This window comes from Fodinicola acaciae (genome assembly GCF_010993745.1).
Lineage (GTDB): Bacteria > Actinomycetota > Actinomycetes > Mycobacteriales > HKI-0501 > Fodinicola > Fodinicola acaciae.
Genome location: NZ_WOTN01000002.1, coordinates 1,287,210 through 1,311,152 on the forward strand (window position 1 = coordinate 1,287,210; position 23,943 = coordinate 1,311,152).

Sequence of the window (23,943 nt, forward strand, 5' to 3'; positions counted from 1 at the left end):
ATGTCCGGCTGGGAGGTCGCAAATGGTGTGAATGTCGAGTTACTTGCGCTGGACGCAAGAAACAAGGCTTTCACGCCGCCACGATCACTGGAGGCTGTGACGGGTGTGACTACTGAGGCCGACAACGCAGTTGTGACTGCTGTGCTGCAGCAAATGTCCGTTTTGATGTCTTGTTAAACAAGTATTACGCAGTCAGCCGCTACAGCACGATCGTTTGGCGTCCATCCCGACAGGTTGCTTCCAAAACATGACCGAGCAAGCCCGGAAAACCCAGCCCCGCACGCAACCCCCGCCCGCACCTCCATGCACACCGATTGGCATCCACGCGCCCCCTCCCTTGAGGTCGCCCTCCGCGCAGGAGCGCCCGCCGCGCAGGCGAAAAACCAACCACCCCCTGACGCAACAATCAAGAGACGCAATCAACAGAAACCCAACCACCTCACCAAAAAGCGGACCACACAGCGAAAGACGGCTGGAGACCCCTCCAGCCGTCTTTCGCCTTATTACTCGACTTCCGCAACAGCCTGCGCAAACTGAGCCGCATAAAGCCGCGCGTACGCTCCGTCGGCGGCGAGAAGTTCCTCGTGGCTGCCTTGCTCGACGATGCTGCCGTGTTCCATCACGAGGATCACGTCGGCGTCGCGGATGGTGGACAGCCGGTGCGCGATGACGAAGCTGGTACGGCCCTTCCGCAGCGAGTTCATCGCCCGCTGGATCAACACCTCGGTGCGGGTGTCGACCGAGCTGGTCGCCTCGTCCAGGATGAGAATCGCCGGTGAGGCAAGGAAGGCGCGTGCGACGGTGATCAGCTGTTTCTCGCCGGCGCTGACGCTGGTGCCTTCCTCGTCGATGATCGTCTCGTAGCCGTCTGGCAGCGTACGCACAAACCGGTCGACATGTGTCGCGCGTGCCGCCGCCACGATTTCCTCGCGGGTGGCTGAAGCGCAGCCGTACGCGATGTTTTCGGCGATGGTGCCACCGAAAAGCCATGCGTCCTGCAGCACCATGCCGGTCTTGGCGCGCAGATCCTCGCGTGTCATCGTGGCGATGTCGACGCCGTCGAGGGTGATCCGGCCGCCGGTGATCTCGTAGAACCGCATCAGCAGGTTGACCAGCGTGGTCTTGCCGGCACCGGTCGGTCCGACGATGGCGACCGTGCTGCCCGGCTCGACGACCAGCGACAGGTCCTCGATGAGCGGTGTGTCCTCCTGGTAACGGAAGGACACGTGCTCGAACGCGACGCGGCCGTGGGTTTTGCCCATCTCCACTGGCGTAACCGGATCCGGGTCCTGTTCTTCGGCGTCCAGCAAGGCGAAAACCCGCTCGGCAGAGGCGACGCCGGACTGCATCAGGTTGGCCATGCTGGCGACCTGCGTGATCGGCTGGGTGAACTGGCGCGAATACTGGATGAACGCCTGTACGTCGCCGAGCGACAGCGCGCCTGAGGCGACCCGCAGCGCGCCGACGACCGCCACCAACACGTAGTTGATGTTGCCGATGAACATCATCGCCGGCTGGATCAGTCCGGAGATGAACTGCGCGCGGAAGCTGGCGTTGAACAGGGTTTCGTTGTGCTTGGCGAAAGTCTCCGCCGACTCCTGCTGCCGGCCGAAGACCTTGACCAGCGAGTGGCCGGTGTACATCTCCTCGATGTGCGCGTTCAGCCGGCCGGTCGTGCCCCACTGTTTGATGAACTGCGGCTGCGCGCGCTTGCCGATCCGTGCCGCCACGAAGATCGAGATCGGTACGGTCACCACCGCGATCACCGCCAGCAGCGGGGAAATGATGAGCATCAGGATGAGTACGCCGACGATCGTCAACAACGAGGTGACGACCTGGCTCAGCACCTGCTGCAGCGACTGCTGGAGATTGTCGATGTCGTTGGTGACGCGGCTGAGCACCTCACCGCGCGGCTGCTGGTCGAAATACCGCAGCGGCAGCCGGGCGAACTTGTGCTCCACCTGCTCGCGCAGATCGAAAACCGCGTGCTGGACGACGGTGGTTGTCAGCCGCCCCTGGAAAACGCCGAGCACGGCGGCGACGACGTACAGCAGTGTGGCGAAAAGCAGCACCTGGCCCACCGCGCCGAAGTCGATGCCGTGGCCCGGCACGAAGTTCACCGAGCCGAGCAGGTCGGCGAGCTGACCCTGGCCGCGCTGGCGCAGACCGGCGATCGCCTGTGCCTTGGTCACGCCGGCCGGATATTGGCTGCCGACGACGCCGGCGAAGATCAGGTCGGTCGCGGCGCCGAGGATTTTCGGTCCTACGGTGGTCAACGCGACGCTGATCACGCCGAGCGCGAGTACGACGCCGACGAGCAGACGCTGTGGCTTCAGCAGTTTCAGCAGCCGCCGGCCGGATCCCTTGAAATCCAACGCCTTCTCGGTCGACATGCCGCTCATGAAGCGGCCGGGGCCAGGTGTCGGCGCCGGACCGGGTCCGCGTTTGGGTACGGCTCTCTCGCCCTGGATGGTGGTCATGCCGCCTCCTGCTCGGTGAGCTGGGAGAGCACGATCTCCCGGTACGTCTCGTTGGTTTCCATGAGCTCGTGGTGCGTGCCGGCGCCGACCACTTTTCCGTCGTCCAGGACCAGGATCCGGTCTGCCGTACGGATCGTGCTGACGCGCTGCGCGACGATCACCACCGTCGCTTCGGCGGTTTCACGCGCCAACGCGGCACGCAACGCCGCGTCGGTCGCGTAATCCAAAGCGGAGAACGAGTCGTCGAACAGATAGATCTCCGGCCGGCTGATGAGCGTACGCGCGATGGCCAACCGCTGCCGCTGTCCGCCGGAGACATTCGTGCCGCCCTGCGCGATCGGCGACTCGATGCCGTCCGGCATCTGCTCGACGAAAGACTTGGCCTGCGCCACTTCCAGCGCGTGCCAGATCTCCTCCTCGGTCGCGTCCGGCTTGCCATAGCGCAGGTTGGAGGCGACCGTCCCGGTGAACAGATATGGCTTCTGTGGCACGAAACCGACCGTCCGGGACAACACCGCCGGATCCAGGTGGCGTACGTCGATGCCGTCCACCAACACGTGGCCGCCGGTGGCGTCGTACAACCGGGGGACGAGGTTGAGCAACGTCGTCTTGCCGCTGCCGGTGCTGCCGATCACCGCGGTCACCTCACCGGGTCGCGCCAGCAGGTTGACACCGCGCAGCACCGGCTTTTCCGCGCCGGGGAAGCAAAACTCGACCTCGCGCAGCTCGAGCTGACCGTGCGTCGGCACCGCCGAGACCGGCTCGTCCGGCGGATGCACGCTGCTCTCGGTGTCGAGCACCTCGGTGATCCGCTCGGCGCACACCTCGGCGCGCGGCACCAGCATGAACATGAAGGTCGCCATCATCACCGACATCAGGATCTGCAGCAGATACGACAGAAACGCGGTCAGCTCGCCGACCTGCAGCTGGCCAGAGGCGATCAGGTGGCCACCGAACCAGAGCACCGCCACGCTGGACAGGTTCATCACCAGCATGACGGTCGGGAACATCAGCGCCATCAGCCGGCCGGCGCCCAGCGACACGTCGAAAAGGTCGGTGTTGGCGGTGCCGAAGCGCTCACGCTCGCGGGTGTCGCGGACGAACGCGCGGATGACGCGGATGCCGGCGATCTGCTCGCGCAGCACTCGGTTGATGCTGTCGATGCGTTCCTGCATCCTGCGGAACAGCGGCCGCATCCGCGAGATGATCCAGGCCAGCGCGGCCGCCAGGATCGGCACGATGACAACCAACAACGACGACAGCTGTACGTTTTGGTAGAGCGCCATGATGATGCCGCCGATGCACATGATCGGCGCGGACGCCATCAGCACGAAGGTCATCAGTGCCAGCATCTGCACCTGCTGGACGTCGTTGGTGGTGCGCGTGATCAGCGACGGCGTGCCGAAGTTTCCGACCTCTCGCGCGGAAAACGACTGTACGCGGTGGAAGATGCCGGCGCGGATGTCGCGGCCGAGCGCCATCGCCGTACGCGCGCCGAAGAACACCGCGCCGATCGAGCAGGCGATCTGCACCAGCGAGACGGCGAGCATCACCGCGCCGATCCGCAGGATGTAGCCCATGTCGCCCTTGACGACACCGTTGTCGATGATGTCGGCGTTCAGGGTCGGAAGGTAAAGTCCGGCCAAAGTCTGGACCAGTTGAAAGAGGGCCACCAGCGCCAAAGGAGCGCGGTATGGCCGCAGAAAGTCGCGCAACAGTCGTATCAGCACGGGACGAGCTCTCTCATTCTAGGACTCCTTACCGGCCGGCTAGGTAGTCGACCGAGTCCATCATGACATCCGCCGCAACAGATTTGCCGCCACCCTGGTTCGGCTGGTGGAGAAATCGCGGCGGTATGTTGCTGGCATGGACGAAGCGCCCGTGGAGATCTACACCGACGGCGCCTGTCGCGGCAATCCGGGACCGGGCGGCTGGGGTGTGGTGCTGCGCTACGGCGCCGTCGAGAAGGAGCTGTTCGGCGGGGACGTCGGCCCCACGACCAACAACCGGATGGAGCTGACCGCACCGATCGAGGCGCTTGGCGCGCTGAAGCGGCGCTCGCGGGTCGAGCTCTACACCGACAGCACGTACGTCCGCACCGGCATCATGGAATGGGTGCCGAAGTGGAAGGCCAACGGCTGGCAGACCAGCGCCAGGAAGCCGGTCAAGAACGTCGACCTGTGGCGCGCGCTCGACGAGGCGGTCAAGCGGCACGACGTACGGTGGCACTGGGTCAAGGGCCACGCCGGCCATCCGGAGAACGAGCGCGCCGACCAGCTGGCCAACCGCGGCCTCGATGAGGCACTCGCCGCCGCGCGATAGGGCAGTCACTCTCGGTCACCGTTCGGTGAACCGATGCGCCTTCGCAAACCGGAAACGGTAATCTGGTGGATCAGCGCCATCCGCGGCTGGCCTGCGTTTCCGTCCCGCGGAACGCGCTGGCGAGCGTCCCCAGCGACCTCCGAGAGGGGGAACGAGCGGTGAATCAGCGCAAGCGCCGGCCGGCGTATCCCTCCCGGCGCGGTGGTCCGCTGATGACCCTCGCGCTGCTGGTGATCTTCGTCGGCATGGCGGTGATGGTGATACGCCAGCTGCCATCCACCACCTTCGAGTCCGTCTGGGACTGGTTCCGCTCCATCACTGGAGGATGAGGACGAAGACCGCCGCGGCGACGGCATAGCAGCCGATCCCCAGCCAGACGATCTGCACGCGCCGCCGCTCCGGCAGCTTGGTGAAGGTCAGCAACCACGCCACAGCCGGCAGCACCAGCACCGCGTGCATGGTGACCGCGTGCTCGGGCTTGAGCCAGCCGCCGGTCGCGTACGCCGCCTGCTGCTGGCCCTGGAACACCAGGATCAGCCCTTTGGCGATCATCGCCGCACCGATCAGCAGCGCCGCGTTGAGGGTGAGCAGGCCGGTGCGTACGGCCAGCCGCATGCTCGGCGCGGTCTGCGCCGCCATCCGGAACGCCAGCACGGTCAGGCTCGCGATGACCACCACGATCAGGCCACCGCCGAAGGCGAGCGTACGCGCCACGACCCCGTCGAACGGCGTCTCCAGGTTGTAATGCGACGGCACGCCGCGCCAGGCCTGCGTCGTGACCAGCGCGACCTCGGTGACGCAGGCGAGTGAGAACGCGCCGATCAGCAGCGTACGGACCCGCGGACCCATCCGGATGTAGGTCGCGACCCAGGCGACGGTGATCAGCGTGAGACCGAAGGACAGGCCGAAAGTCGTCGGCTTGCGGAATGACAGCGGTCCGTCCCAGCTGCCGCCGGTGGCGAGCAGATAGGCGAGGTGGACGAGGCCGGAGGCGATCAGCGCGACGCCGATCGCGTACGCGACGCGGTCGACGGTGGCCGACCGGTCCCATTGTTTCTGCAGCGCCATCGTGGTCATGCCGACGAGTATCGGGGCTGGTCCGCGCCCTGTCGTGAGGTCGCCGCCGTATCCCGCCGTACGCAGCTGGACGTACGGCGGGACTTGGCTTGAGTTTCAACCTCTGGGTTGGTGACTGGTTCCGCGCCACTGGACGCCCGATGGCTGGCAGGCTCTCACGCCTGCGTGACTGCTGGGCATGGCGAAACCGCCCACGTGGCGCTGCCACGCCGGGCGGTCCCGGCGCACCGCCAGATGACGTTTGGTCTCGACTCTCATCCACGTGGGAGTTCGAAACAGACCCAGCGGTCAGGCGGACTGCGCGGCGACTTGTTCCGGCGTCAGCCGTCGTACGGTGCCGCGGTCGGTCGGCTTCGCGCCGGCGGCCTTGGCGACCCGGCGGTGCAGGTCGCCGGAAGCGGCGGCCGCCGGTGGATCGGCCGGCCGTTGCGTGTGCCAGTCGGTGAGCGACTGATAGGCCGCCGCGATCTCCAGCAGCCGGTCCTCCTCGTATGGCCGGCCGCCGACGATCGTGCCGACCGGCACCTTCGGATGCGCGCCGACGGCGTGGAAACCGATCGGCAGGCCAAGCTCGGGCAGCCCGACCGCGTCGAACGGATTGGGACTGGTCTGCAGGACGACGTCGCAGTGCGCCATCACGCCGTCGAGGATCTCGCGCAGCAGCCGGTTTTTCGCGCGCTGGCCGGTGATCCACTCGTCGCCGGACAGCAACAACCCCTGCAGCCAGGAAATCGAGGAGACACCGAGCAGCGTCGGATCCTGTTGCAGGAAGGGCAACATCTGCTCGGCGCGCTCACTGAGGCGTACGTTGTTGAACACGCCGGTCAGCAGGCTCCAGTCGTCCGGATAGCCGACATCGACCAGCCGCGCGCCGGGAATCGCCGCCATGGTGGTCAGAAATGCTTTGCGCAGAGCCAGAATGTCGGCCGGCGTGGAGCTGGCCAGATAGTCCGGCGGCACGCCGATGCGCGTCGGACGGCGCATGACGACGCGGTTTGTCCCGTCGCGGCGGGGAAGTGCGGCGCCGATCAGGTCGGCGACCGGCGGCAGTCCGAGCGTACGCACGTCGTTGCGGTCAGGCCCGGCCATGATCGACAGCATGATCGCGGCGTCGAGCGCGTCGCGCGCGAGCGGACCGGAATGGTCGCGCGTGTACGAAAGTGGGATGACGCCATAGATCGACGTACGACCCATCGTCGGCTTGAGACCGGTGAGATTTTGTGCCATCGAAGGGTTCACGATGCTGCCGCCGGTCTGCGTACCGATGGACGAGGTCGCCATCCGGCCGGCCACCGCGCAGCCGGGACCGGTCGACGAGCCGCCCGGATCGACCGTCACATCGGTCGGTGTCCACGCGTTCACCGTCGTGATCGTGCCGTTTGGCGTCGTCGCGCGGGTCGTCGCCAGCGGACCCATCTGGCCTTTGCCGAGCACGATGCCGCCGGCGGCGGTGAGCCTCGCGACCGAGGTCGCGTCGTACGGCGGGACGAAGCTGGCGAAAACAAACGAGTTGGCCGTCGTGGTCACACCGGCCGTGTAGTAGTTGTCCTTGATGCACAACGGGATGCCGCCGAGCGGTCCGGTGCGCCGCTGGTCCTGCCGGCGCGCCGCCTCCAGCGCGGCCTCGCTCGGGATCGCGTTGTAAGCCTGATAAGTCGGCTCATACCGGGAAATCCGCTCGAGGTAGGCCTCGGTGAGCCCGGTGGCGGTGAGTTTTCCTCGGCGCATCAACGTGACCGCCTCGGCGATGGTGACCTCGGTCGGGTCCGCGGCCGCCTCCGTACGCACCGGCACGTCCGGGATCGTCCGCCGCCGCGGCGCCGCTTCGGCTGCGACATCGACGAAACTCGCCGCCGCGACGCCGGCCGTGACCGCGGCCGTACGCGCCAGGAAGACGCGCCGGTTGACCTCGCGCTGGCTCATGCCGTCCACGCCTCACTGATCGACGGATACTCCAGCGGTGGCGCCAGCATCTGGCTGAGCATCGGATCCGGCGCCGGTGGCCGCCACCGGTTGATCGCCGCGGGGTTGGACAGGATGAACGACCGCAGCGCGGCGAGCACCTGTTCCTGTGTCGGCGCACCGGAAACCGGGTCCGGCGCGGTGGGGAACGACGCGAGGTCGATCCCGGAGATGACCAGTTTGGCCGTGATGTAGGCATTGAGCTGGTCGGTGCTCAGGTCGGCTGGACCAACTGTCACCGCAACACTCCTCTACGTCGAGTTTGTCCGCGTACCACGGAAAGCAGCAGTTTCCGCTTTGTCGGGCGCGATGTCGAGGGTGACGGCGAGCTGACAGCCGGAGACTGTCAGATTTCCCTTGCTGATGCGCTTCGGGCGAGCAGTCGTCTGTGCCCGCGGAGAGTCCCGATGCGTGTAACGCTAAATGCCTGCCTTGTCAGGCTTAGCGGAGGCGTGAATGTCGAGTTACTGGCGCTAGATACACGAAACGAGGCCTTCACGCCTGCGTGACCGCCGGCCCCTGTGGTAGGTGTGACTGCCGAGGCCAGTAATGCCGTTGTGACCGCTCGCCGGGCCGGGCTCAGTTGAGGCGCCCGCGGCTGCAATACTCCGCCTACGATCGGGGCATGTGTCGAAACATCACCACCTTGCGTGGCCTGGAGCCGGCCGCGACCACTGAGGAGATCGAGGCGGCGGCGCGCCAGTACGTCCGCAAGGTCAGCGGCGTACAGAGTGTCACCGACCAGACGCGTGACGCCTTCGAGGAGGCGGTGGCCGCCGTCGCCGCGGCCACCACGCAACTCCTGGAGGTGCTGCCAGCGCGCCGCAATCCGCCGACGACCGTGCCGCCGTTGCGCCGGCCGGAGGTCCAGGCCAGGATCGCCGCGCGCGCCGCGAAGAGCTAACCGCGTTTTCGAGCGCGATAGGCGGCGACGTTCGCGCGGTTGCCGCAGTTGCCGGTGTCGCAGTAGCGGCGGGATTTGTTGCGGGACATGTCGATCAGTACGGCATCGCAGTCGTCGGACGCGCAGTGCCGCAGCCGGTCCAACTCCTGGAAGCGGATGAGATCGGCGAACGCGAGCGCGTCCTCGGCGGCGATCCGGCGGTCGAGCGGCGCGTCCTCGTCGGTCGCGTGTACGTGCCACTGGCCTTCGGTGTGCCTGACCAGCCGAGGAAGAGCGCGCGCGTCGCGCCACAGGTCGTTCAGGATCTCGGCCGCCGCCAGGTCGTCGGCGGCCTCCCAGAGTGCGCGAAACCGGCCGCGTATGCGCCGTATCGCCTGCAGCTCGCGATCGGTGCGGGCCCAGTGCGCGCGTGGCCGGTGGCGGGCCAGGAACTCGCCGAGCTCGGTCAGATCGGTGAGCCGATCGACACCGTTCAACCTGGTGTTGACCAGCGCGGTCGCCTCTGTCAGAGCCGTACGCGTGTCATGACTGAAATCCATCTTGACTCCTGAGCATCGCCTGCCGTACTGTCACGAGCGTAACAGCCGGACGGTCATGACAGGAGCCGATCATGAACCGAGCGACCCTCGCGGTGTTGGCCGGCGCGATCCTGATCGCGTCGTCGGCCGTGCTGATCCGGCTGTCCGACGCGTCGCCGACGGCGGCGGCGCTGTTTCGTTGCCTGTTCGCCATTCCGCCGCTGGCGTTGATCGCCTTCCTGACCGGTGGTCCGAAGCTGCCGGCCAGCCAGCGATGGATAGCGCGCTGTGCCGGCCTGATCCTGGCGGCGACACTGGTCCTCACCGCATACACGATCGAGGCGGTCGGCGCTGGCCTGGCGACCGTGCTCGACAACCTGCAGGTCGTCATCGTCGGCCTGATCGCCTGGCGGTTTCTCCGCGAGCGTCCGGGGACGGGCTTGTTCGTCGCGATTCCGGTCATGGTCGCTGGCGCGACACTCGTCGCCGGGGTGGTCGGCGGCGGCGCGTACGGGGACCAGCCGGTGCTCGGCGTCTTCCTCGGCCTGGCCACCTCGGCGCTCTACGCCGTTTTCCTGCTGGTGCTGCGAAAAACAAGCACTGGAGGCAATCCGGTGCGGCCGCTGTTCGATGTCACGATTGGCGCGGCCGCCGGCTCCGCCGTGCTGGCCGCGGTGCTGCCCGGCTTCCATCTCGGTCCGCGGCCGGTGGTGTCGCTGGCCTGGCTGGCGGCGCTGGCACTGGTCTCGCAGGTGGTCGGCTGGCTGTTGATCACCGGCGCGATGCCGCGGGTGCCGGCCGCGCTGACCAGCGCGTTGCTGCTGCTCCAGCCGGCCGGCGCGGTCGTGCTGGCGGCAGTGGCCTTCGGCGAGAACCCGTCCGGCTGGCAGCTGGCCGGCGTGGTGCTCATCCTCGCCGGAGTGCTGGTGTCACTTGCCGAGGTTGGCCAGCACGGCACGAAGCTCGTCGCGCGCGCGATCGGTGCTCCACATCGCGACCGTACGCGCGTCATCCATCGCTCGGGTCGCGGCGATCCGCTCCAGGGCCGGCCGCCGCAACTGGTCCTTGCTGAAGGCGTAGACGTCGGCGGGGACGCTGGCGAGCTGCCTGGCCTGCCGGACGGCCGCCGGCAGCAGCTCGTCGGCCGAAACCAGGCCGTCGACCAGGTCGATCGGCACCGCTTCGGCGGCCTGCAGCCGGCCGGCGACGAGCACCATCCGTGAGGCCACCGGTCCGACCACGTGCCGCATGATCTCCAGCGGCACCGGCGGAAACGGCAGGCCGACGGCCAGCTCGGTGAGTCCGATGGTGCCGCTGGACATCAGCCGGACATCGCAGGCGGCGGCGAGCACACAGCCGCCGGCGAGCGCGTGGCCGTTGATGGCCGCGACAACCGGCTTCGGATACGTGAAAAGCGCGTAGAGCGCGTCGCTGAGCGCCGGCAGGAACTCCGCGACGTAGGCCGGACCGCCGTCGACGATCCGCTTCAGGTCGACACCGGCGGAGAAGCACCTGCCGGCGCCGGTGATGACCACGGCCGGCGCCTCGACGGCGGCCAGCGCGTTCGGCAGCGCGGTGAGGACCTCCAGGTCGAGCACGTTCACCGGTCCGCGCGCCAGGGTCAGGACACCGACGCCATCCTGCTCAGAAGTCTCGATCACCCGGCCATTATCGCGGTGGTGATGTCCCGCACGTACGTCGCGTAGGAGCGCGGCATCCGGCCGAGCAGACCAGTGGTGCAGGCGAGCGCGTCGTCGGACGTGGCGAGACCGTGGCGTCGCAGCACCCGAAACGTGCTGATCCAGTCGTCCAGCTTCGGGCCGGACAGCCGCCGCCGATAGACGGCCTCCCAGCCACGGTCGTGGCCGCCGTAGCGCACCGGCCGGTCCAGCGCCTGCGACCAGTGCCGTGCGCAGTCCACGCCGCTGAGCGAGGCGGGTCCGACGACCGGGTACGCGCCGGCCGGAAAACGCGGCCGAAGCAGTGCGTCGGCGGCGATGTCCGCGACATCGCGCAGGTCGACCCGGTTGACCCCGGCGGCGGCCAGCGGCTCGGGAAACACGCCACCGAGGATGTCCTCCAGGAAGACCTCGTCGTTCTGCATGAAGTTGCTGACCGCGAGCACCACCGGCCGGGTCGTCGAGTTGGCCATCAGCTCACCGACTCGCAGTTTGCCGCGATAGCGCGGAAGCGCGAGCGAAAACGCCGTTCGCTTCAGCAGTCGCATCAGGTCGTGCCGGCCGGTCAGGTGCACACCGGCGAAGACTATCCGGATGCCGCCGGCCTCACACGCGCGTACGAACGTGCTGGCCAGCCGGATCTCCTCCGGATCGTGCGGCGACACGTAGAACGCCGCGCCGACGCCGAGCAGGGCTTCCTGCAGTCCATCGACGAAGCGCAGGTCGCCGATGTGCCGCTGCACCGACGACGGCAGCTCGGCGACCTTCGCCGGATCCCTGACCAGGACGCGTACGGTCGCTCGGCGCGCCAACAACGCCTTCACGACCGCACGACCGACGCTGCCGGTCGCGCCGACGACCAGGACCGGCTCTCTCCGTGTCACCTCCATCATGCTTCCTTCCTAGCGCGTGGCGCCGCCGCGGGACATCCGTGAACGTTGCCCGGTTGGCCGGCCGGCCACATCGAGACAGATAACTTGACCGTGGAAAAGAACGACGCGTACGGTCTGCGCCGAATCCTATTTCCTGTTTCAGAGACCATTCTCATATGGGAACGGTTTTCGGGGGAGGCGTGGATGTTCCGGCTGCTTGTCGTTTTCCTTCTGATCTTGGGTTTCGCGACTCCCGCGCAGGCCGCGGAGTCGTCATGGACCGTTACCGGTGTCGCTCCCGGCAGTCCCCGCGCGGTCTTACGACTCGATGGCGCGGCGCTCTCGCTCGCGGTGTTTCGCGGCAACCAAACGGTTCTCGCGCCGAGTCCGCTCGGAATCGTGACCACCGGCGGAGATCCCGACCTGCGGTTCGTCCGGCGCAGCGACCGGGTCGTGGTCGAGCATTACCGGATGACGACCGGCAAGTCGTCGGTGCGTACGGTGATCATGCGCGAGGCACGTTTTTCGTTCACAGGCATGAATCTGGTCGTACGTGTTTCCCGAGACGGCGTCGCGTATCGTTACGAACTGCCGGCAGGGGCCGGAAACGTGACCGGCGAGAAGTCGGCGTTCACGATTCCGAACGACGGCTCGGCCTGGCTCGCCGCCTATCGCAAGGACAACGAAAACGCATATCTGCCGACCACGGCGGCTGGCGCGGCGACCGGTGAGTTCGGCCAACCGGCGCTGTTCAAGGTCGGGCCGACCTATCTGCTGCTCGCCGAGTCGGACGTCGACGGTCGCTATTCGGTCGCTCGGCTCGTTCATCAGACCGGCGAGCTGACCTACCGAGTCAAGCTGTGGGACGACGTCGTTTCGGTCGACGGCGCGCTGGCGACGCCGTGGCGGACGATGATCGTCGGCGATCTTTCCACCGTCACCACGTCGACGCTGACCGACGACCTGGCGCCGCCGGCGAAGATCGCCGACACGTCGTGGATTCACGCGGGTCCGGTGCTGTGGACGTGGCTGGCCGGTGGCCGCGGCGCCGGTCAGAGCCTGGAGAAACAGGAGGCGTACGTCGACTACGCGGCGGCGCGCCACTGGCCGTACGAGATGGTCGACGCCGGTTGGTACTACCTGCCCGACCATTGGGAAACACCCGACCCCAACTGGAAAACCGACAGCTGGATGCCCAAACTCGTGCAATACGGCAGACAACGCGGCGTGCAGATCCTCGTGTGGATTCATTTCCGCGAGCTGGACACGCCGGAGGAGCGCGCCCAGTGGCTGCCGACGCTGGCCGCCTGGGGGATCAAGGGTCTGAAGATCGACTTCATGGACTCCGAGGCGCAGGAGCGGCTGCGCTGGTATGACCAGGTGCTGCCGGAGTTGGCCGCCAACCATCTCATGGTGTTGTTCCACGGATCGACGGTGCCGCATGGCATCCAGCGCACCTGGCCCAACGTGATGAGCATGGAAGGCGTACACGGTCAGGAAAAGAAGGACGTCACCACGTCCCTGCTGACCACTTTGCCGTTCACTCGCAACGTCATCGGCTCGATGGACTACACACCGGAGGCGTTCCATCGAGACGTACGGCCGACGACCGACGCGCACGAGCTGGCGCTGTCGGTGCTCTTCGAGTCGGGTTTTCAGGACTATGCCGGCACACCTGAGTCCTACGACGCGCGGCCGGAGGCACGACGGTTCCTCGAACAGGTGCCGGCGGCGTGGGACGAGACGCGGTTGCTGGCCGGCGATCCGGGTCAGGACGTGGTGATGGCGCGCCGCTCCGGCGACCGCTGGTTCATCGGCGGCGGATTCTCCGGCGCCGCGCGTACGGTCTCCGTGCCACTGCGGCTCGGTGCCGGCCTCTATCTGGTCGACCTGGTGCGCGATGGCCTGGTGCGCGAGCGGCACGTCATGTGGTCCGGCCAAACGTTGACCGTACCGGTGGAAAAAGACGGCGGGTTCGCGGCCATCGCCTGCCGGTGGCGTCCCGGACTGACCAGCTGCGATCGTTAGGAGTCGGGCAGACATGCGACGCAGGACCGTGCTCGGAGCCGCGCTCAGCGCACCGCTGCTGTCTTTCGGCTCCACCGCTGACATCGACTGGGAGTCGTTTCTCGGCACCTGCGATCTGCGCTGGCGCCGGATGCCGAAGACCTGGTATGAGGGACCGTTTCTTGGCAACGGATTCCTTGGCTCCGGCATTTACGCCCAGCCCGGCGCGAACGCGATCCGGTTCAACGTGCAGCACAGCCAGGTGCAGGACCACCGTCCGGAGTTCGGCTCGCTTTTCGGCCTGGCGCGGCTGCCGATCGGCTATTTCACCTTGGAACCGGTCGGCGCGATCACCTCGATCGACTGGCGGCTGGACCTGTGGAACGCCGAGCTGCGCGGCACGATCGTCACGGCCGCCGGCAGCATCTCGCTGCGTGCGATCGTCCACAGTGGACGGTCGGTGCTCAGCATCCGGACGCAGGCAACGGCCGGCGAGCGGGACTTCCGCTGGACGTTCCACCCGTTGGAAGCCGTGAGTCCGCGCGCCGATCCGGTTTTCGGGAAACCGCCGCCGGCCGGCTATCTGCCCAATCCGGCGCCGGTCCTGTCCTCCAGCGGCGACTGTTCGCTGGCCACGCAACCGCTGCTGGCCGGTGGTGAACATGCGACGGCGTGGCGGGAAAACATCAGCGGCAGCGTGCGTACGTTGACGGCGGCGGTCGCCTGGTCGCATCCGGACCGTACCGCCACCTGGCAGGCATTGCGGGCCGTACGATCCGCGAGCCTTCCGTTCGACGTGTTGGCGCTGGACCATCGGCGTTGGTGGCGTGCGTACTATCGGCGCAGTTTCCTGTCCATTCCGGACCAGCGGCTGCAGAGTTTCTATTGGATCCAGCTCTACAAGGTCGCCTCGGCGGCACGCCGCGAGGCACCGGTGATGGCCACCAGCGGGCCGTGGCTGGAGCCGACGCCGTGGCCGGCGACCTGGTGGAACCTGAACGTACAGTTGGAATACTGGCTGATCCACGGGTCCAACCACCTGGAGCTGGACGCCGTGACGTACGCGCTGCATCGCTATGCCGACAGGCTGTCCTCGCAGCTCGCCGCGCCATATCGGGCCGATTCGGCCGGGATTCCCCGGACGACGGACATGACGCTGCTGAACGGCGCCGGCTCGGGCACGAGCGGTTTCGCGGTCGGCATTCCCGGCCAGGATCCGCCGACGCCGGAGGTCGGCAACCTGACCTGGGCGCTGCACAACGTGTGGCTGTCCTATCGACACACGATGGACGCGTCCATCCTGCACCGGGTCGTCGTTCCGTTGCTGCGCAAGGCAGTCAACTACTACCTGCATTTCCTTTCGCCGGATCCGGACGGATTCTTGCACCTGCCGGCGACCTTCTCGCCCGAATACGGTGTCGACGCTCCGGACTGCAACTATGACCTCTCGTTGATCCGATGGGGATGCCAGACGCTCCTGGAGTCTGCCGCCGACGACCCACTGGCGCAGCGCTGGCGTGAGGTGCTGGCGAAGCTGGCGCCGTATCCGGTCGACGCCAACGGATTCATGATCGGAGCCGGTGTGCCTTTTGCCAAGTCGCATCGGCATTATTCGCACATGCTCTCGGTCTATCCGCTTTATCTGGTGAACTGGGAACAGCCGTCACAACGTACGCTCATCGAGACGTCGTTGAACCACTGGATTTCCTTCACCGGCGCCCTGCAGGGCTACTCCTACACCGGAGCCGCCTCGATTTCCGCGCAGATGCTGCGAGGTGACGTGGCCGCCGGTTACCTGGGCGATCTGTTGCGGTTGTTCGTACAGCCGAACACGATGTACAAGGAGTCGGGGCCGGTGATCGAGACGCCGTTGTCCGCGGCGCAGTCGATCCACGACATGATCTGCCAGAGCTGGGGCGGCGTGGTACGGGTTTTTCCGGCCGTGCCGGCGAGTTGGCCGGACATCGCGGTGCGCGACTTCCGCACGCAAGGCGCGTTTCTGCTTAGTGCCGTGCGCAGCGGCGGCGTCACGCGTTGGGTCCGGTTGCACAGCGAAGCAGGTGCGCCATGTGTCGTACGGCCAGGAATCGCGGGACCGCTGACCGTACGCGACGACGCCGGTCGCGAACTCCGTTCGCATGATCTTGGAAACGGCACGCTGGCCATCGACCTTCGTCGCGGCCAGGACGCGTACATCTGTCGCGCCGGCGACCGGCCGGATTTCCGTGTCACGCCGGTGACTCCGAGTGGTTCGTCGCAACCGTGGGGACTGCCATAGCATACTTTCGTATGACGTCGGTCGATGCCCGCGACGTAGGTGCGGATCGCGCTGGCGTACGACGACGAGGCGGTGTCTGTCGCTCTACCGTTGGCCTAACGCCAAGGTGAGGAGACAGACATGCGCAACGGCTTGCTGCTGCTCGCGGTCGTCGGGGTCGGCGCGAGCCTGGTGAGCGCGTGCGGTGTCGTGCCGCAGTCGGTGGCTCGCGACGCGGCCACGCTTACGTCGCAGGTGAGGACCGTACGGTTGGACAACAAGGCCGGTGACGTGACGGTCCGCGGAGCCAGCGGTGTCCGGCAGGTGAGCGTCGAGCGGGTCGTCCACTTTGTCGGCAGCAAACCAGGTCTGCCGAGCCTGCGCGTCAACAATGGCATCCTGCAGTTGGACGGCTGCCCCGCGCCCCGATGCGACATCGACTATGTCGTCACGGTGCCGACCGGCACGACAGTCGAAGGAAAACTGACCGCCGGCGACATCACGCTGTCGACACTTGCCAAGGTCAGCGTCGAGTCGACCTTCGGCGACATCAACGCGGACGGCATTTCCGGCGACGTACGCGTCCAAAGCCAGAACGGCACGGTCAACGTCGCGCTGGCCAAGCCGGCCAACGTACAGGCGACGCTCGTCAACGGCGACGTGACCGTCAGTGTCCCGGCCGGCCGCTATCGCGTCGACGCCCAAACCACCCGTGGCGACCGGAATGTCAGCCTCAGCAACGATTCCGCCGCGGCCTACCACGTCGACGTCCGTACGACCAACGGCGATGTGACCGTCAAACAGTTCTAGCCTCGGGCTTTCATCTGTTGGCCGGTGACACGGCCTAGAAATGCACGGAAGTGCCTGTCCAGTGCGGGAAACTTGGGATTGCGACGTCTCAAGGGTCACTGCACTGGAAGGCACTCCGTAGGTGAAGGTTAACAGGGTTGGCGGGTTGGTTCTGGATCCGGCTCGCGAGTCGTTGGTGTCCTCTGCTGGCGGACTGTTGTTACGGCAGACGATCCGGTTGTCAGGTGTGCGGCGAGCGTTGTCGGTAGCCCTTGATCCGTGGCGTGGTCGCCGGGTCCGCCACGGTCCGGGGAAGATCGTTTGCGACCTGGCGACCGCGGTTGCGCTCGGCGGTGACTGTTTAGCGGATGTGAGCGTGGTCCGGGCGCAACCTGGACTGTTCGGGCCGGTGGCCAGCGATCCGACGATATCGCGGCTGGTCAGCACGTTGGCTGGCGATGTTGATGCTGTCCTGCCGGCGATCCGGTCCGCGCGGGCTCAGGCGCGGTGCGCGGTCTGGAAGCGGCGCCGGCCGTTGGCCGGCCGTGCGGGTAGTCGCGACGGCGGCCAAGTCATCATCGATCTGGACTCGACATTGGTGACCGCGCACTCGGACAAAGAACGTGCCTGCGCTACCCACAAACGCGGGTTCGGATTCGCGCCGATGTGCGCGTTCGTCGACCATGGCCAGTACGGGACCGGAGAAAGCCTGGTGCTGCAACTGCGTCCTGGCAACGCTTCACCGTGGAACAAGCAGGACCATGTCCAGGCTCTGGATCTGGCGCTGGCCCAGCTGCCCGAAGGCGAGCGCGCGCAGGTGTTGGTCCGTGCCGATTCCGGCGCGTGTTCCAAGGCGTTCCTGCATCACATCACCGATCTGGGGTTGGAGTATTCGATCGGATTCCCGGCCCATGAAACGGTCAAAGCCGCGATGGAGGCTATCCCGCCGCAGGCCTGGAGACCGGCTGTTGACGGTGACGGCCAGCCGCGCGAGGGCGCGCAGGTCGCCGAGCTCACGCGATGGATGCCCGACCCGACCCCGGCAACCCGACCCGGTCCTCAACAATGGCCAGCCGGGATGCGGGTGATCGCCCGCCGGGAACGACCACACCCCGGCGCGCAACTACGCCTCACCGACCAGGACGGGTGGCGCATCACCTGCTTCGCCACCAACACCCACGGCCCCGGCTGGACACTGGACACACTGGAAGTACGCCACCGGCAACGAGCCCGTTGCGAGGACCGTATCCGCGCGCAGAAAGACACCGGCATGCGCAACCTGCCCTTCCACGGATACGCCCACAACCAGATCTGGCTGGAAATCGCCGCACTAGCGGCGGACTTGCTGGCCTGGACCCAAACCCTGGCCTGGGACACACACCAACCCGCCAGACGCTGGGAACCCAAACGCCTACGGCTACGCATCCTGGCCGTCGCCGGCCGCATCATCCACAGCGGCCGACGACGACGCCTACGACTACCCCGCAACTGGCCCTTCAACCACCTCATCGACAACGCCTGGAAATCCCTACAACCCAGCTAAAAACGACGAACCAACCCCACAACCAGGACCGGAGAACCGGCGACACAGCGCCGGAAACCAGCCCTGCCACAAACAAACACACAGACCCCACAACCAGCCAAACAGTCACTCAACTCCCACGCGAAAGATCGAGGCTAGGGCCTGTTTCGAAGTCCCACGCGGCGATAGCCGATCCGCTGTCACATCTGTCTCGGGCCGCCTGACGGCGTTTGGATGTCGACTCTTATCCACGTGGGACTTCGAAACAGACCCTAGCGCTATGGAGGCTTGGCAGAAACCTCCACTACGAAGCGAGAGAATGAATTAGATGGATCTTCGACTGCGACCGTTCCAACAGCGCGATCTGGACATGCTGCGCCGGTTCGCCACCGAGCCGGGCTTGATCGGCTTGGACTGGTCCGGTTTCCGGGACGCCGAAGCGCCGGCGCGGAGGTTTGCCGAGGACGGCTATCTGTCCACTGTAGACGGACGCGATGCGCGACTGGTCGTCGAGACGCCCCAGGAGACGTCCGCCGCCGGGTTCGTCAGCTGGCGGGTCGGTCCGGTCAGCGAACATCACTGGGAAATCGGCATCGCCCTGTTGCCTGAGTGCCGTGGCCAGGGCATTGGTTGGCGCGCGCAGGCGATGCTGTGCGACTACCTTTTCCACCACACGCCGGCGCAACGCATCCAGGCCGGTACGCACCCGGAGAACGCCGCCGAGCAGAAGGCGTTGGAGAAGGCCGGATTCCGGTTGGAAGGGGTGATCCGCGCGGTCGAGTTCCGCGCCGGCCAGTGGCGGGACGGCTGGCTCTACAGCCGGCTCCGCGACGATCCGTCGCCACTGGCCGGCGCCGGCTAGGGTCTGTTTCGAAACAGGACCTAGTTGTAGAGCTTGATCTCGCCGAGTTGGAACAGATAGAAGCCGTTCTCCGGCAGACGTTGCAGATGGCTGGCATAGACGCGTACGCACCGCGCGTTGACCGGCGCGAATCCAAGCGTCTGACGGAAACCGCCGGGGTTGGCCTGACCGGTGCGGCTGGCGACGGTGGTGAAGGTGGCGCAGTCCGGCGAGGTCTGGATGCTGACATCCACCGGGAAACCCTTGCCTTCGTTGCCGGCGTCGTCACGCGGAAACAGGTCGACGCGGCTGATCGTCCTGGCGCTGCCGAGATCCAGCTGGATCCACTCCGGATGGTCGGTCGACACACCCCACTGGCTTGACCAACCGTGCGCCGCGCCGCCGGTGCTTTCCGTGCCGTCGTTGACGAACGCCGTCGACCAACCCCAGTCCTGGATCGAGCTGGAGGCGCTCACGGTGCTCGACACGGCCTGGTTGGCGCTGCCGTAGACCTGCATTTCAGCCAGTTGGAAATAGTGGTTGGTGTCCGCGACGCCAGGACAGCCGAGAGCCAGGTTGGAGCCGACGGCGCGGATGTAGCGATGGCTGCCGGAGACCGAGAAAACCTGCGCGGTGGCCGGTTGTGGCAGCGGCTGCGCGAAATTCGACGTGCTCAGTGTCGTCCATCCGGCGTTGGGGTCGTTGCTGCCTTGGATCTGTACGGTCCCTGGAAAGCCGTAACCTTCGCAGTCCTTGTCGTCGCGAGGAAACAGCTTCACGCTGTCGACATGCATCGAGCTGCCGAGGTCGACGTACGCCCATTCCGTGTGGTTGGCGTCCGGGTATCCGGCACTGGCCCAGCCATTCACCGCCGGACCGTTGTCGGCGCGCGGAAAAGTGTGGTTGAGTCCGTCGGTCAGCGCGGCTCGTGACCAGCCCCAGTTTTCCACCGAGCTGCTGCTCGTGACCGGCCGGCCGAAGGCCAGGTCACGTGAACCGATCGCGATCGGTGTCGGACCCACCTGGGCGGCGTCGGTCACGGCGTCGCCGGTTGGTTCGAGGACGTACGCGACCACGGCTGAAGCGCCGAGGTTGAGCGTACGAGTAAATGCCTGTGTCGGCGCGACGATCCGACTTTCCTGTGGATCCGCATTCTCCCGCGGCCCCACGTCCCAACCGCGAGTGCCGGCGGCGAAATCCGCGTAATAGTTGCCATGTGTGGCGTCGACCAGATATTGGGTGACCTTGAGATTCGACGTGCCAGGAAGGTGGTCGAGGGTCAGCGTCAGGTTGGTGGCCGCGTTTTGGTCGTTCCAGGCGAGGATGGTGACCTTTCCGGTCGCCGGATCCTTGGTGGCGATGGCGCCGACCGGCTCGTCCGTGCCGGTGCCGGAGGTCGACAGGATCGTCGGCTGCATCAGGTCATAGAGCTTGACCGCGTTGTACGTGGCCTTCCGGTGGTTGTCGACGGTCATGATGCCGAGGTCACCATTGAACAACTGGCTCGGCGTGAGACCTTCCTTGGGGGAGAAGAAGAAAATCTTCGCGAGCTCCGGCTTGCCCACCGCGCGGTTGATCTGCCTGGCCACGTACGCCGCGTTGATGTCGGTCGACGTGCCGGGGCCGTTGGCCATGTTGGCGGTGCTGTTCCACTCGGTGACGAAGATCGGCGTGCCGCCACGGCCGGCGTTCTGCAGTGCCGCCATCGTGCCTTGCGTGTCGAAGGCACCGCCGTACTCGTGGAAACTCAGGAAGTCCAGCGGGACTGCCGGGTTGTCCTTCAGAAAGGCCAAGAACGAGTTGGTGAAGGCAAGGTTTGGTGCGTGTACGACCGGACCGCCGACCTTGGCTGACGGGTCGCCGGCACGTACGCCTTCCGCGGTCGCCTGATACATCAGGTCGTAGGTCGAGACGTCCGCGTCCTTCCAGAAGTTCGGCGCCGACGGCTCGTTCCACACCTCCCAGTACCAACCCCGATAGCCGAGATCGGCGTAATGCTGGACCAGGTTCTGCACGACGGACTTCCACCGCCGGTTGTCGTTGGGGATCGCGTTGTTGAATCCCTGCGTACGGTCCGCACCGCCGAGCGCCTGCGGCGTGAATCCGATCTCCATCACCGGCGTCATGCCGTGGCGTACGAGCGGGAGCACGACGCGGTCGAGCCTGCTGAAGTCATAGAGCAGGTCATCTTTGCCTTTTGTGACAACATTGTAGAAATTCTCGTTGGGCAGGTGGGTGATGGTCACCATCCGCAGGCCGGCACCGGCGAAACCATCGTAGGCCTCCGGCAGCCAGTTGAGGCTGGTGTGGGTGAGATAGCCACCTTCGTTTGCGTTCAAATACTTGGACTTGTCGAAAGTCCCGGCGGCGGTGTCGTAGTGCGAGGTGATGCTGACGGTGGCGGCCTGCGCGGACGGCGGTGCGAGCAGCGCCGACGCGGCGATCGTGACGGCAGCGCACAGCGTGCCGATCTTTGCCTTGGTCACGGCGTTCTCCCCCTGCAGAGAGCGGTCGATGCGCGCGGCAAGCTACCCGCCGGCCTCGGTCGACCACAAGAGCAGCGCAGGAAAAGCCGGAAATCAGCAGCGCACGTACGGCTGACAGAGCGGCACGATGACCCGGTCGACCAGATCGATCACGCATTCCTCGGAAGATCCAGCAACACGGCACGGCGAACATCATCGAAACTCCGACGCTTGCGATCAACACGTCGTCCGCTGCGTTTTCGGTCAGCTCGCCGCGAGCTGTCGCGCGCCGCATGGTGGCTCACAGGATTTCTCGCCGAGACGGTTGCCTGGTATCGCGGCAACAGGGACAGGTCGCGACGTACGCTGCCGGTGTGATCGCGGCACACTGCGGAGCTATGCTCGCACTGTGCGGGAAAGCGGTTCCGGCGGCATACCGGTCGCCGAATGTGCTGTGTGGAGGCGTGTCGCCGGGGTCGGGGCCGAGCCGTTGGACCTCTTCGACGCGCGATTCAAACGCGGCCATTTCACCATGCACAGCCACGACGAGTATTCGATCGGCGTGTGCCTGGACGGTGTGGAGCTGATCCGGCACCGCGGCCAGCTGCATCGCCTCGGACCCGGCACCGTGGTGGTGATCGAGCCGGGCGAGCCGCACACCGGCGGACCGGCCGACGCGGCCGGCTTTGCCTATCGCGTGATGTACCCGGCGATCGGCATGTTTGCCAATGAAACACCGCATTTCGCCGATCTCATTCAGTACGATCCGCAGCTTGCCGAGCAGTTTCGGGTCGCGCACGAGTCGCTGAGTCGCGGCGACGACCGGATCGAGGCGGAGTCGCGGCTCACCGCCGCACTCGCCGAACTCGTGGCGCGGCACGCGAAAACCGCGCCACCGGCGCAGCCGCGGATCGGCGGACGCACGGCCAGGCTGGTGATGGCGCGGTTGGAGGACCAGATCGTCGCGCCGCCGACGCTCACCGACATCGCCGACGACCTCGGACTGTCGCGTTTCCAGGTCGTACGCGGATTCCGCGACACGGTCGGCATGCCGCCGTACGCGTGGCTCGCGCAACGCCGTGTCGCCAAGGCGCGCGTGCTGCTGGCCGGCGGTGCACGGCCGTCGGAGGCCGCCGCGCGGGTCGGTTTCGCCGACCAGGCCCACATGACGCGCTGGTTTCGCCGCGTCATCGGTGTGACGCCAGGCACATATCGCAACAGCGTTCAAGACAGCCACGGCTCGCGTTGCTGATCATTTCCGCGTGATGACGACAACGCGGAGCGCGCGGTGAGCCGGCGCGGGTGGCTGCTTTTCGCGGCGATGTGCCTGATCTGGGGTATTCCGTATCTGATGATCAAGGTCGCGGTGCTGGAGGTTGCCGCTCCGGTGCTGGTGGTGGCGCGTACGGCGGTGGCGGCCGCGGTGTTGCTGCCGCTGGCGATCCGGTCCGGCCGGTTTGACCTGATACGCAAATACTGGCTGCCGATCACGGCTTTCGCCGTGCTGGAAATCATCGGACCGTGGTGGCTGCTCGCCGACGCCGAACGCAGCCTCACCAGCTCGACGACCGGCCTGCTGATCGCCGCCGTGCCGATCTTCAGCGCGATCATCTCGCGGCTGACCGGATCCGCCGAGCGGCTCACCAAAACCCGGTGGACCGGCCTGCTGATCGGCCTCGCCGGCGTCGCATTGCTGGCCGCGCCGGACCTGCGCGTCGGCAGCATGTTGCCGGTGTTGGAGGTGTTGCTGGTGGCCGTCGGATACGCCAGCGCGCCATTGATCGTCGCGCGAAAGCTGCCGGACGTGCCCAGCATCACGATGAATTTCGTCTGCCTGACCGGCGCTGCGCTGGTCTACACACCGGCGGCGATCGCGAGCTGGCCGGCGCAGCTGCCGAGTTTTCGCGCGTTGGCGGCGTTGGCCGGGCTCGGCGTGCTCTGCACCGCGATCGCGCTGGTGATTTTCTTCGCGCTCATTCGCGAGGTCGGACCGACGCGGGCGATGGTCATCACCTACTTCAACCCGGCGATTGCCGTTGTCGCCGGTGTTTCCCTGCTCGGAGAGCCGTTGACGGTGCCGATCGTGATCGCGTTCGCGCTCATTCTCGGTGGCTCGTTTCTGGCCACCTCTCGTACGCGCGAACCGGTCGACGGCGCCGCGATCTCAGGAGAGCCGGAGCCGGGGCTGGCCGAAAAGTCCGCCTAAGGCGTTTCTCCAAAACCAGGCACGCGATAGCCGAGCCCAAAC

19 protein-coding genes and 1 pseudogene are annotated in these 23,943 nt (G+C 66.5%); 11 read left to right on the plus strand and 9 right to left on the minus strand.

The window, feature by feature from the left end:
- Nucleotides 1-503: 503 nt before the first annotated feature.
- On the minus strand, nt 504-2,480 hold the full coding sequence (locus GNX95_RS21290; RefSeq protein ID WP_163509152.1) for an ABC transporter ATP-binding protein: 1,977 nt from the start codon (nt 2,478-2,480) through the stop codon (nt 504-506).
- Nucleotides 2,477-4,210: an ABC transporter ATP-binding protein gene (locus GNX95_RS21295; protein ID WP_163509153.1), complete on the minus strand. Its 1,734-nt coding sequence runs from the start codon at nt 4,208-4,210 to the stop codon at nt 2,477-2,479. Before GNX95_RS21295 ends, GNX95_RS21290 begins: the two co-directional genes overlap by 4 nt.
- A gap of 136 nt (nt 4,211-4,346) precedes the next feature.
- Between GNX95_RS21295 and rnhA the strand changes: the two genes are divergently transcribed.
- Both rnhA and GNX95_RS21305 read left to right on the plus strand, forming a co-directional pair.
- Entirely contained in the window at nt 4,347-4,802 is a 456-nt protein-coding gene (rnhA, locus tag GNX95_RS21300; protein ID WP_163509154.1) for a ribonuclease HI, read from the plus strand.
- A gap of 158 nt (nt 4,803-4,960) precedes the next feature.
- Nucleotides 4,961-5,131, plus strand: a complete 171-nt coding sequence (locus tag GNX95_RS21305; RefSeq protein WP_163509155.1) for a hypothetical protein — start codon at nt 4,961-4,963, stop codon at nt 5,129-5,131.
- On the opposite strand, the gene GNX95_RS21310 is transcribed toward GNX95_RS21305, so the two are convergent.
- From GNX95_RS21310 to GNX95_RS21320, 3 genes are all read right to left on the minus strand, one after another.
- Nucleotides 5,118-5,879 (minus strand): hypothetical protein, encoded by a 762-nt coding sequence (locus GNX95_RS21310; protein WP_163509156.1) that lies wholly within the window; start codon nt 5,877-5,879, stop codon nt 5,118-5,120. The two genes, GNX95_RS21305 and GNX95_RS21310, sit on opposite strands and share 14 nt — an antisense overlap.
- Before the next feature lie 288 nt (nt 5,880-6,167).
- Entirely contained in the window at nt 6,168-7,802 is a 1,635-nt protein-coding gene (locus GNX95_RS21315; protein ID WP_163509157.1) for an amidase, read from the minus strand.
- Entirely contained in the window at nt 7,799-8,080 is a 282-nt protein-coding gene (locus tag GNX95_RS21320; protein WP_222853796.1) for a hypothetical protein, read from the minus strand. Before GNX95_RS21320 ends, GNX95_RS21315 begins: the two co-directional genes overlap by 4 nt.
- A gap of 386 nt (nt 8,081-8,466) precedes the next feature.
- On the opposite strand from GNX95_RS21320, the gene GNX95_RS21325 reads away from it, so the two are divergent.
- Nucleotides 8,467-8,745: a DUF2277 domain-containing protein gene (locus GNX95_RS21325; RefSeq protein ID WP_163509158.1), complete on the plus strand. Its 279-nt coding sequence runs from the start codon at nt 8,467-8,469 to the stop codon at nt 8,743-8,745.
- On the opposite strand, the gene GNX95_RS21330 is transcribed toward GNX95_RS21325, so the two are convergent.
- Nucleotides 8,742-9,284, minus strand: coding sequence for a CGNR zinc finger domain-containing protein (locus GNX95_RS21330; protein ID WP_163509159.1), 543 nt, complete (start codon nt 9,282-9,284; stop codon nt 8,742-8,744). The two genes, GNX95_RS21325 and GNX95_RS21330, sit on opposite strands and share 4 nt — an antisense overlap.
- 71 nt (nt 9,285-9,355) lie before the next feature.
- Between GNX95_RS21330 and GNX95_RS21335 the strand changes: the two are divergent.
- A pseudogene (locus GNX95_RS21335) lies at nt 9,356-10,183 on the plus strand (DMT family transporter); the annotation flags it as partial.
- Nucleotides 10,184-10,192: 9 nt separating this feature from the next.
- On the opposite strand, the gene GNX95_RS43330 reads toward GNX95_RS21335, so the two are convergent.
- Nucleotides 10,193-10,924 (minus strand): enoyl-CoA hydratase/isomerase family protein, encoded by a 732-nt coding sequence (locus GNX95_RS43330; protein ID WP_163509161.1) that lies wholly within the window; start codon nt 10,922-10,924, stop codon nt 10,193-10,195.
- Nucleotides 10,921-11,826 (minus strand): SDR family oxidoreductase, encoded by a 906-nt coding sequence (locus GNX95_RS21345; protein ID WP_163509162.1) that lies wholly within the window; start codon nt 11,824-11,826, stop codon nt 10,921-10,923. The genes GNX95_RS43330 and GNX95_RS21345 overlap by 4 nt, the downstream gene beginning before the upstream one ends.
- A gap of 192 nt (nt 11,827-12,018) precedes the next feature.
- Between GNX95_RS21345 and GNX95_RS21350 the strand changes: the two genes are divergently transcribed.
- The 5 genes from GNX95_RS21350 (at nt 12,019) to GNX95_RS21370 (ending at nt 19,251) form a co-directional block, all read left to right on the plus strand.
- The gene (locus GNX95_RS21350; RefSeq protein WP_163509163.1) at nt 12,019-13,842 is read left to right on the plus strand and encodes a glycoside hydrolase family 97 protein; all 1,824 of its coding nucleotides are present in this window, start codon (nt 12,019-12,021) and stop codon (nt 13,840-13,842) included.
- 13 nt (nt 13,843-13,855) lie between these two features.
- Nucleotides 13,856-16,099 (plus strand): glycosyl hydrolase family 95 catalytic domain-containing protein, encoded by a 2,244-nt coding sequence (locus tag GNX95_RS21355; RefSeq protein ID WP_222853797.1) that lies wholly within the window; start codon nt 13,856-13,858, stop codon nt 16,097-16,099.
- 120 nt (nt 16,100-16,219) lie between these two features.
- The gene (locus tag GNX95_RS21360; RefSeq protein ID WP_163509164.1) at nt 16,220-16,888 is read left to right on the plus strand and encodes a DUF4097 family beta strand repeat-containing protein; all 669 of its coding nucleotides are present in this window, start codon (nt 16,220-16,222) and stop codon (nt 16,886-16,888) included.
- Between the two features lie 121 nt (nt 16,889-17,009).
- Entirely contained in the window at nt 17,010-18,410 is a 1,401-nt protein-coding gene (locus GNX95_RS21365) for an IS1380 family transposase (protein ID WP_281356868.1), read from the plus strand.
- 307 nt (nt 18,411-18,717) lie between these two features.
- Entirely contained in the window at nt 18,718-19,251 is a 534-nt protein-coding gene (locus GNX95_RS21370; RefSeq protein WP_163509165.1) for a GNAT family N-acetyltransferase, read from the plus strand.
- A gap of 20 nt (nt 19,252-19,271) precedes the next feature.
- Here the strand turns inward: GNX95_RS21370 and GNX95_RS21375 are convergent, their stop codons facing one another.
- Nucleotides 19,272-21,716 (minus strand): GH39 family glycosyl hydrolase, encoded by a 2,445-nt coding sequence (locus GNX95_RS21375; protein ID WP_163509166.1) that lies wholly within the window; start codon nt 21,714-21,716, stop codon nt 19,272-19,274.
- Between the two features lie 388 nt (nt 21,717-22,104).
- On the opposite strand from GNX95_RS21375, the gene GNX95_RS21380 reads away from it, so the two are divergent.
- Together GNX95_RS21380 and GNX95_RS21385 are read left to right on the plus strand one after the other, a co-directional pair.
- Nucleotides 22,105-22,947 (plus strand): helix-turn-helix transcriptional regulator, encoded by an 843-nt coding sequence (locus tag GNX95_RS21380; protein WP_222853798.1) that lies wholly within the window; start codon nt 22,105-22,107, stop codon nt 22,945-22,947.
- 36 nt (nt 22,948-22,983) lie between these two features.
- On the plus strand, nt 22,984-23,901 hold the full coding sequence (locus GNX95_RS21385) for a DMT family transporter (RefSeq protein WP_163509168.1): 918 nt from the start codon (nt 22,984-22,986) through the stop codon (nt 23,899-23,901).
- The last annotated feature ends 42 nt before the right edge of the window (nt 23,902-23,943 follow it).

What these genes read in the sequence shown, in the direction of transcription:
- GNX95_RS21290 (WP_163509152.1), bottom strand. Translation starts at nt 2,480, where the DNA reads ATGACCACCATCCAGGGCGAGAGAGCCGTACCCAAACGCGGACCCGGT.
- rnhA (WP_163509154.1), top strand. Translation starts at nt 4,347, where the DNA reads ATGGACGAAGCGCCCGTGGAGATCTACACCGACGGCGCCTGTCGCGGC.
- GNX95_RS21310 (WP_163509156.1), bottom strand. Translation starts at nt 5,879, where the DNA reads ATGACCACGATGGCGCTGCAGAAACAATGGGACCGGTCGGCCACCGTC.
- GNX95_RS21315 (WP_163509157.1), bottom strand. Translation starts at nt 7,802, where the DNA reads ATGAGCCAGCGCGAGGTCAACCGGCGCGTCTTCCTGGCGCGTACGGCC.
- GNX95_RS21325 (WP_163509158.1), top strand. Translation starts at nt 8,467, where the DNA reads ATGTGTCGAAACATCACCACCTTGCGTGGCCTGGAGCCGGCCGCGACC.
- GNX95_RS21330 (WP_163509159.1), bottom strand. Translation starts at nt 9,284, where the DNA reads ATGGATTTCAGTCATGACACGCGTACGGCTCTGACAGAGGCGACCGCG.
- GNX95_RS21350 (WP_163509163.1), top strand. Translation starts at nt 12,019, where the DNA reads ATGTTCCGGCTGCTTGTCGTTTTCCTTCTGATCTTGGGTTTCGCGACT.
- GNX95_RS21355 (WP_222853797.1), top strand. Translation starts at nt 13,856, where the DNA reads ATGCGACGCAGGACCGTGCTCGGAGCCGCGCTCAGCGCACCGCTGCTG.
- GNX95_RS21360 (WP_163509164.1), top strand. Translation starts at nt 16,220, where the DNA reads ATGCGCAACGGCTTGCTGCTGCTCGCGGTCGTCGGGGTCGGCGCGAGC.
- GNX95_RS21370 (WP_163509165.1), top strand. Translation starts at nt 18,718, where the DNA reads ATGGATCTTCGACTGCGACCGTTCCAACAGCGCGATCTGGACATGCTG.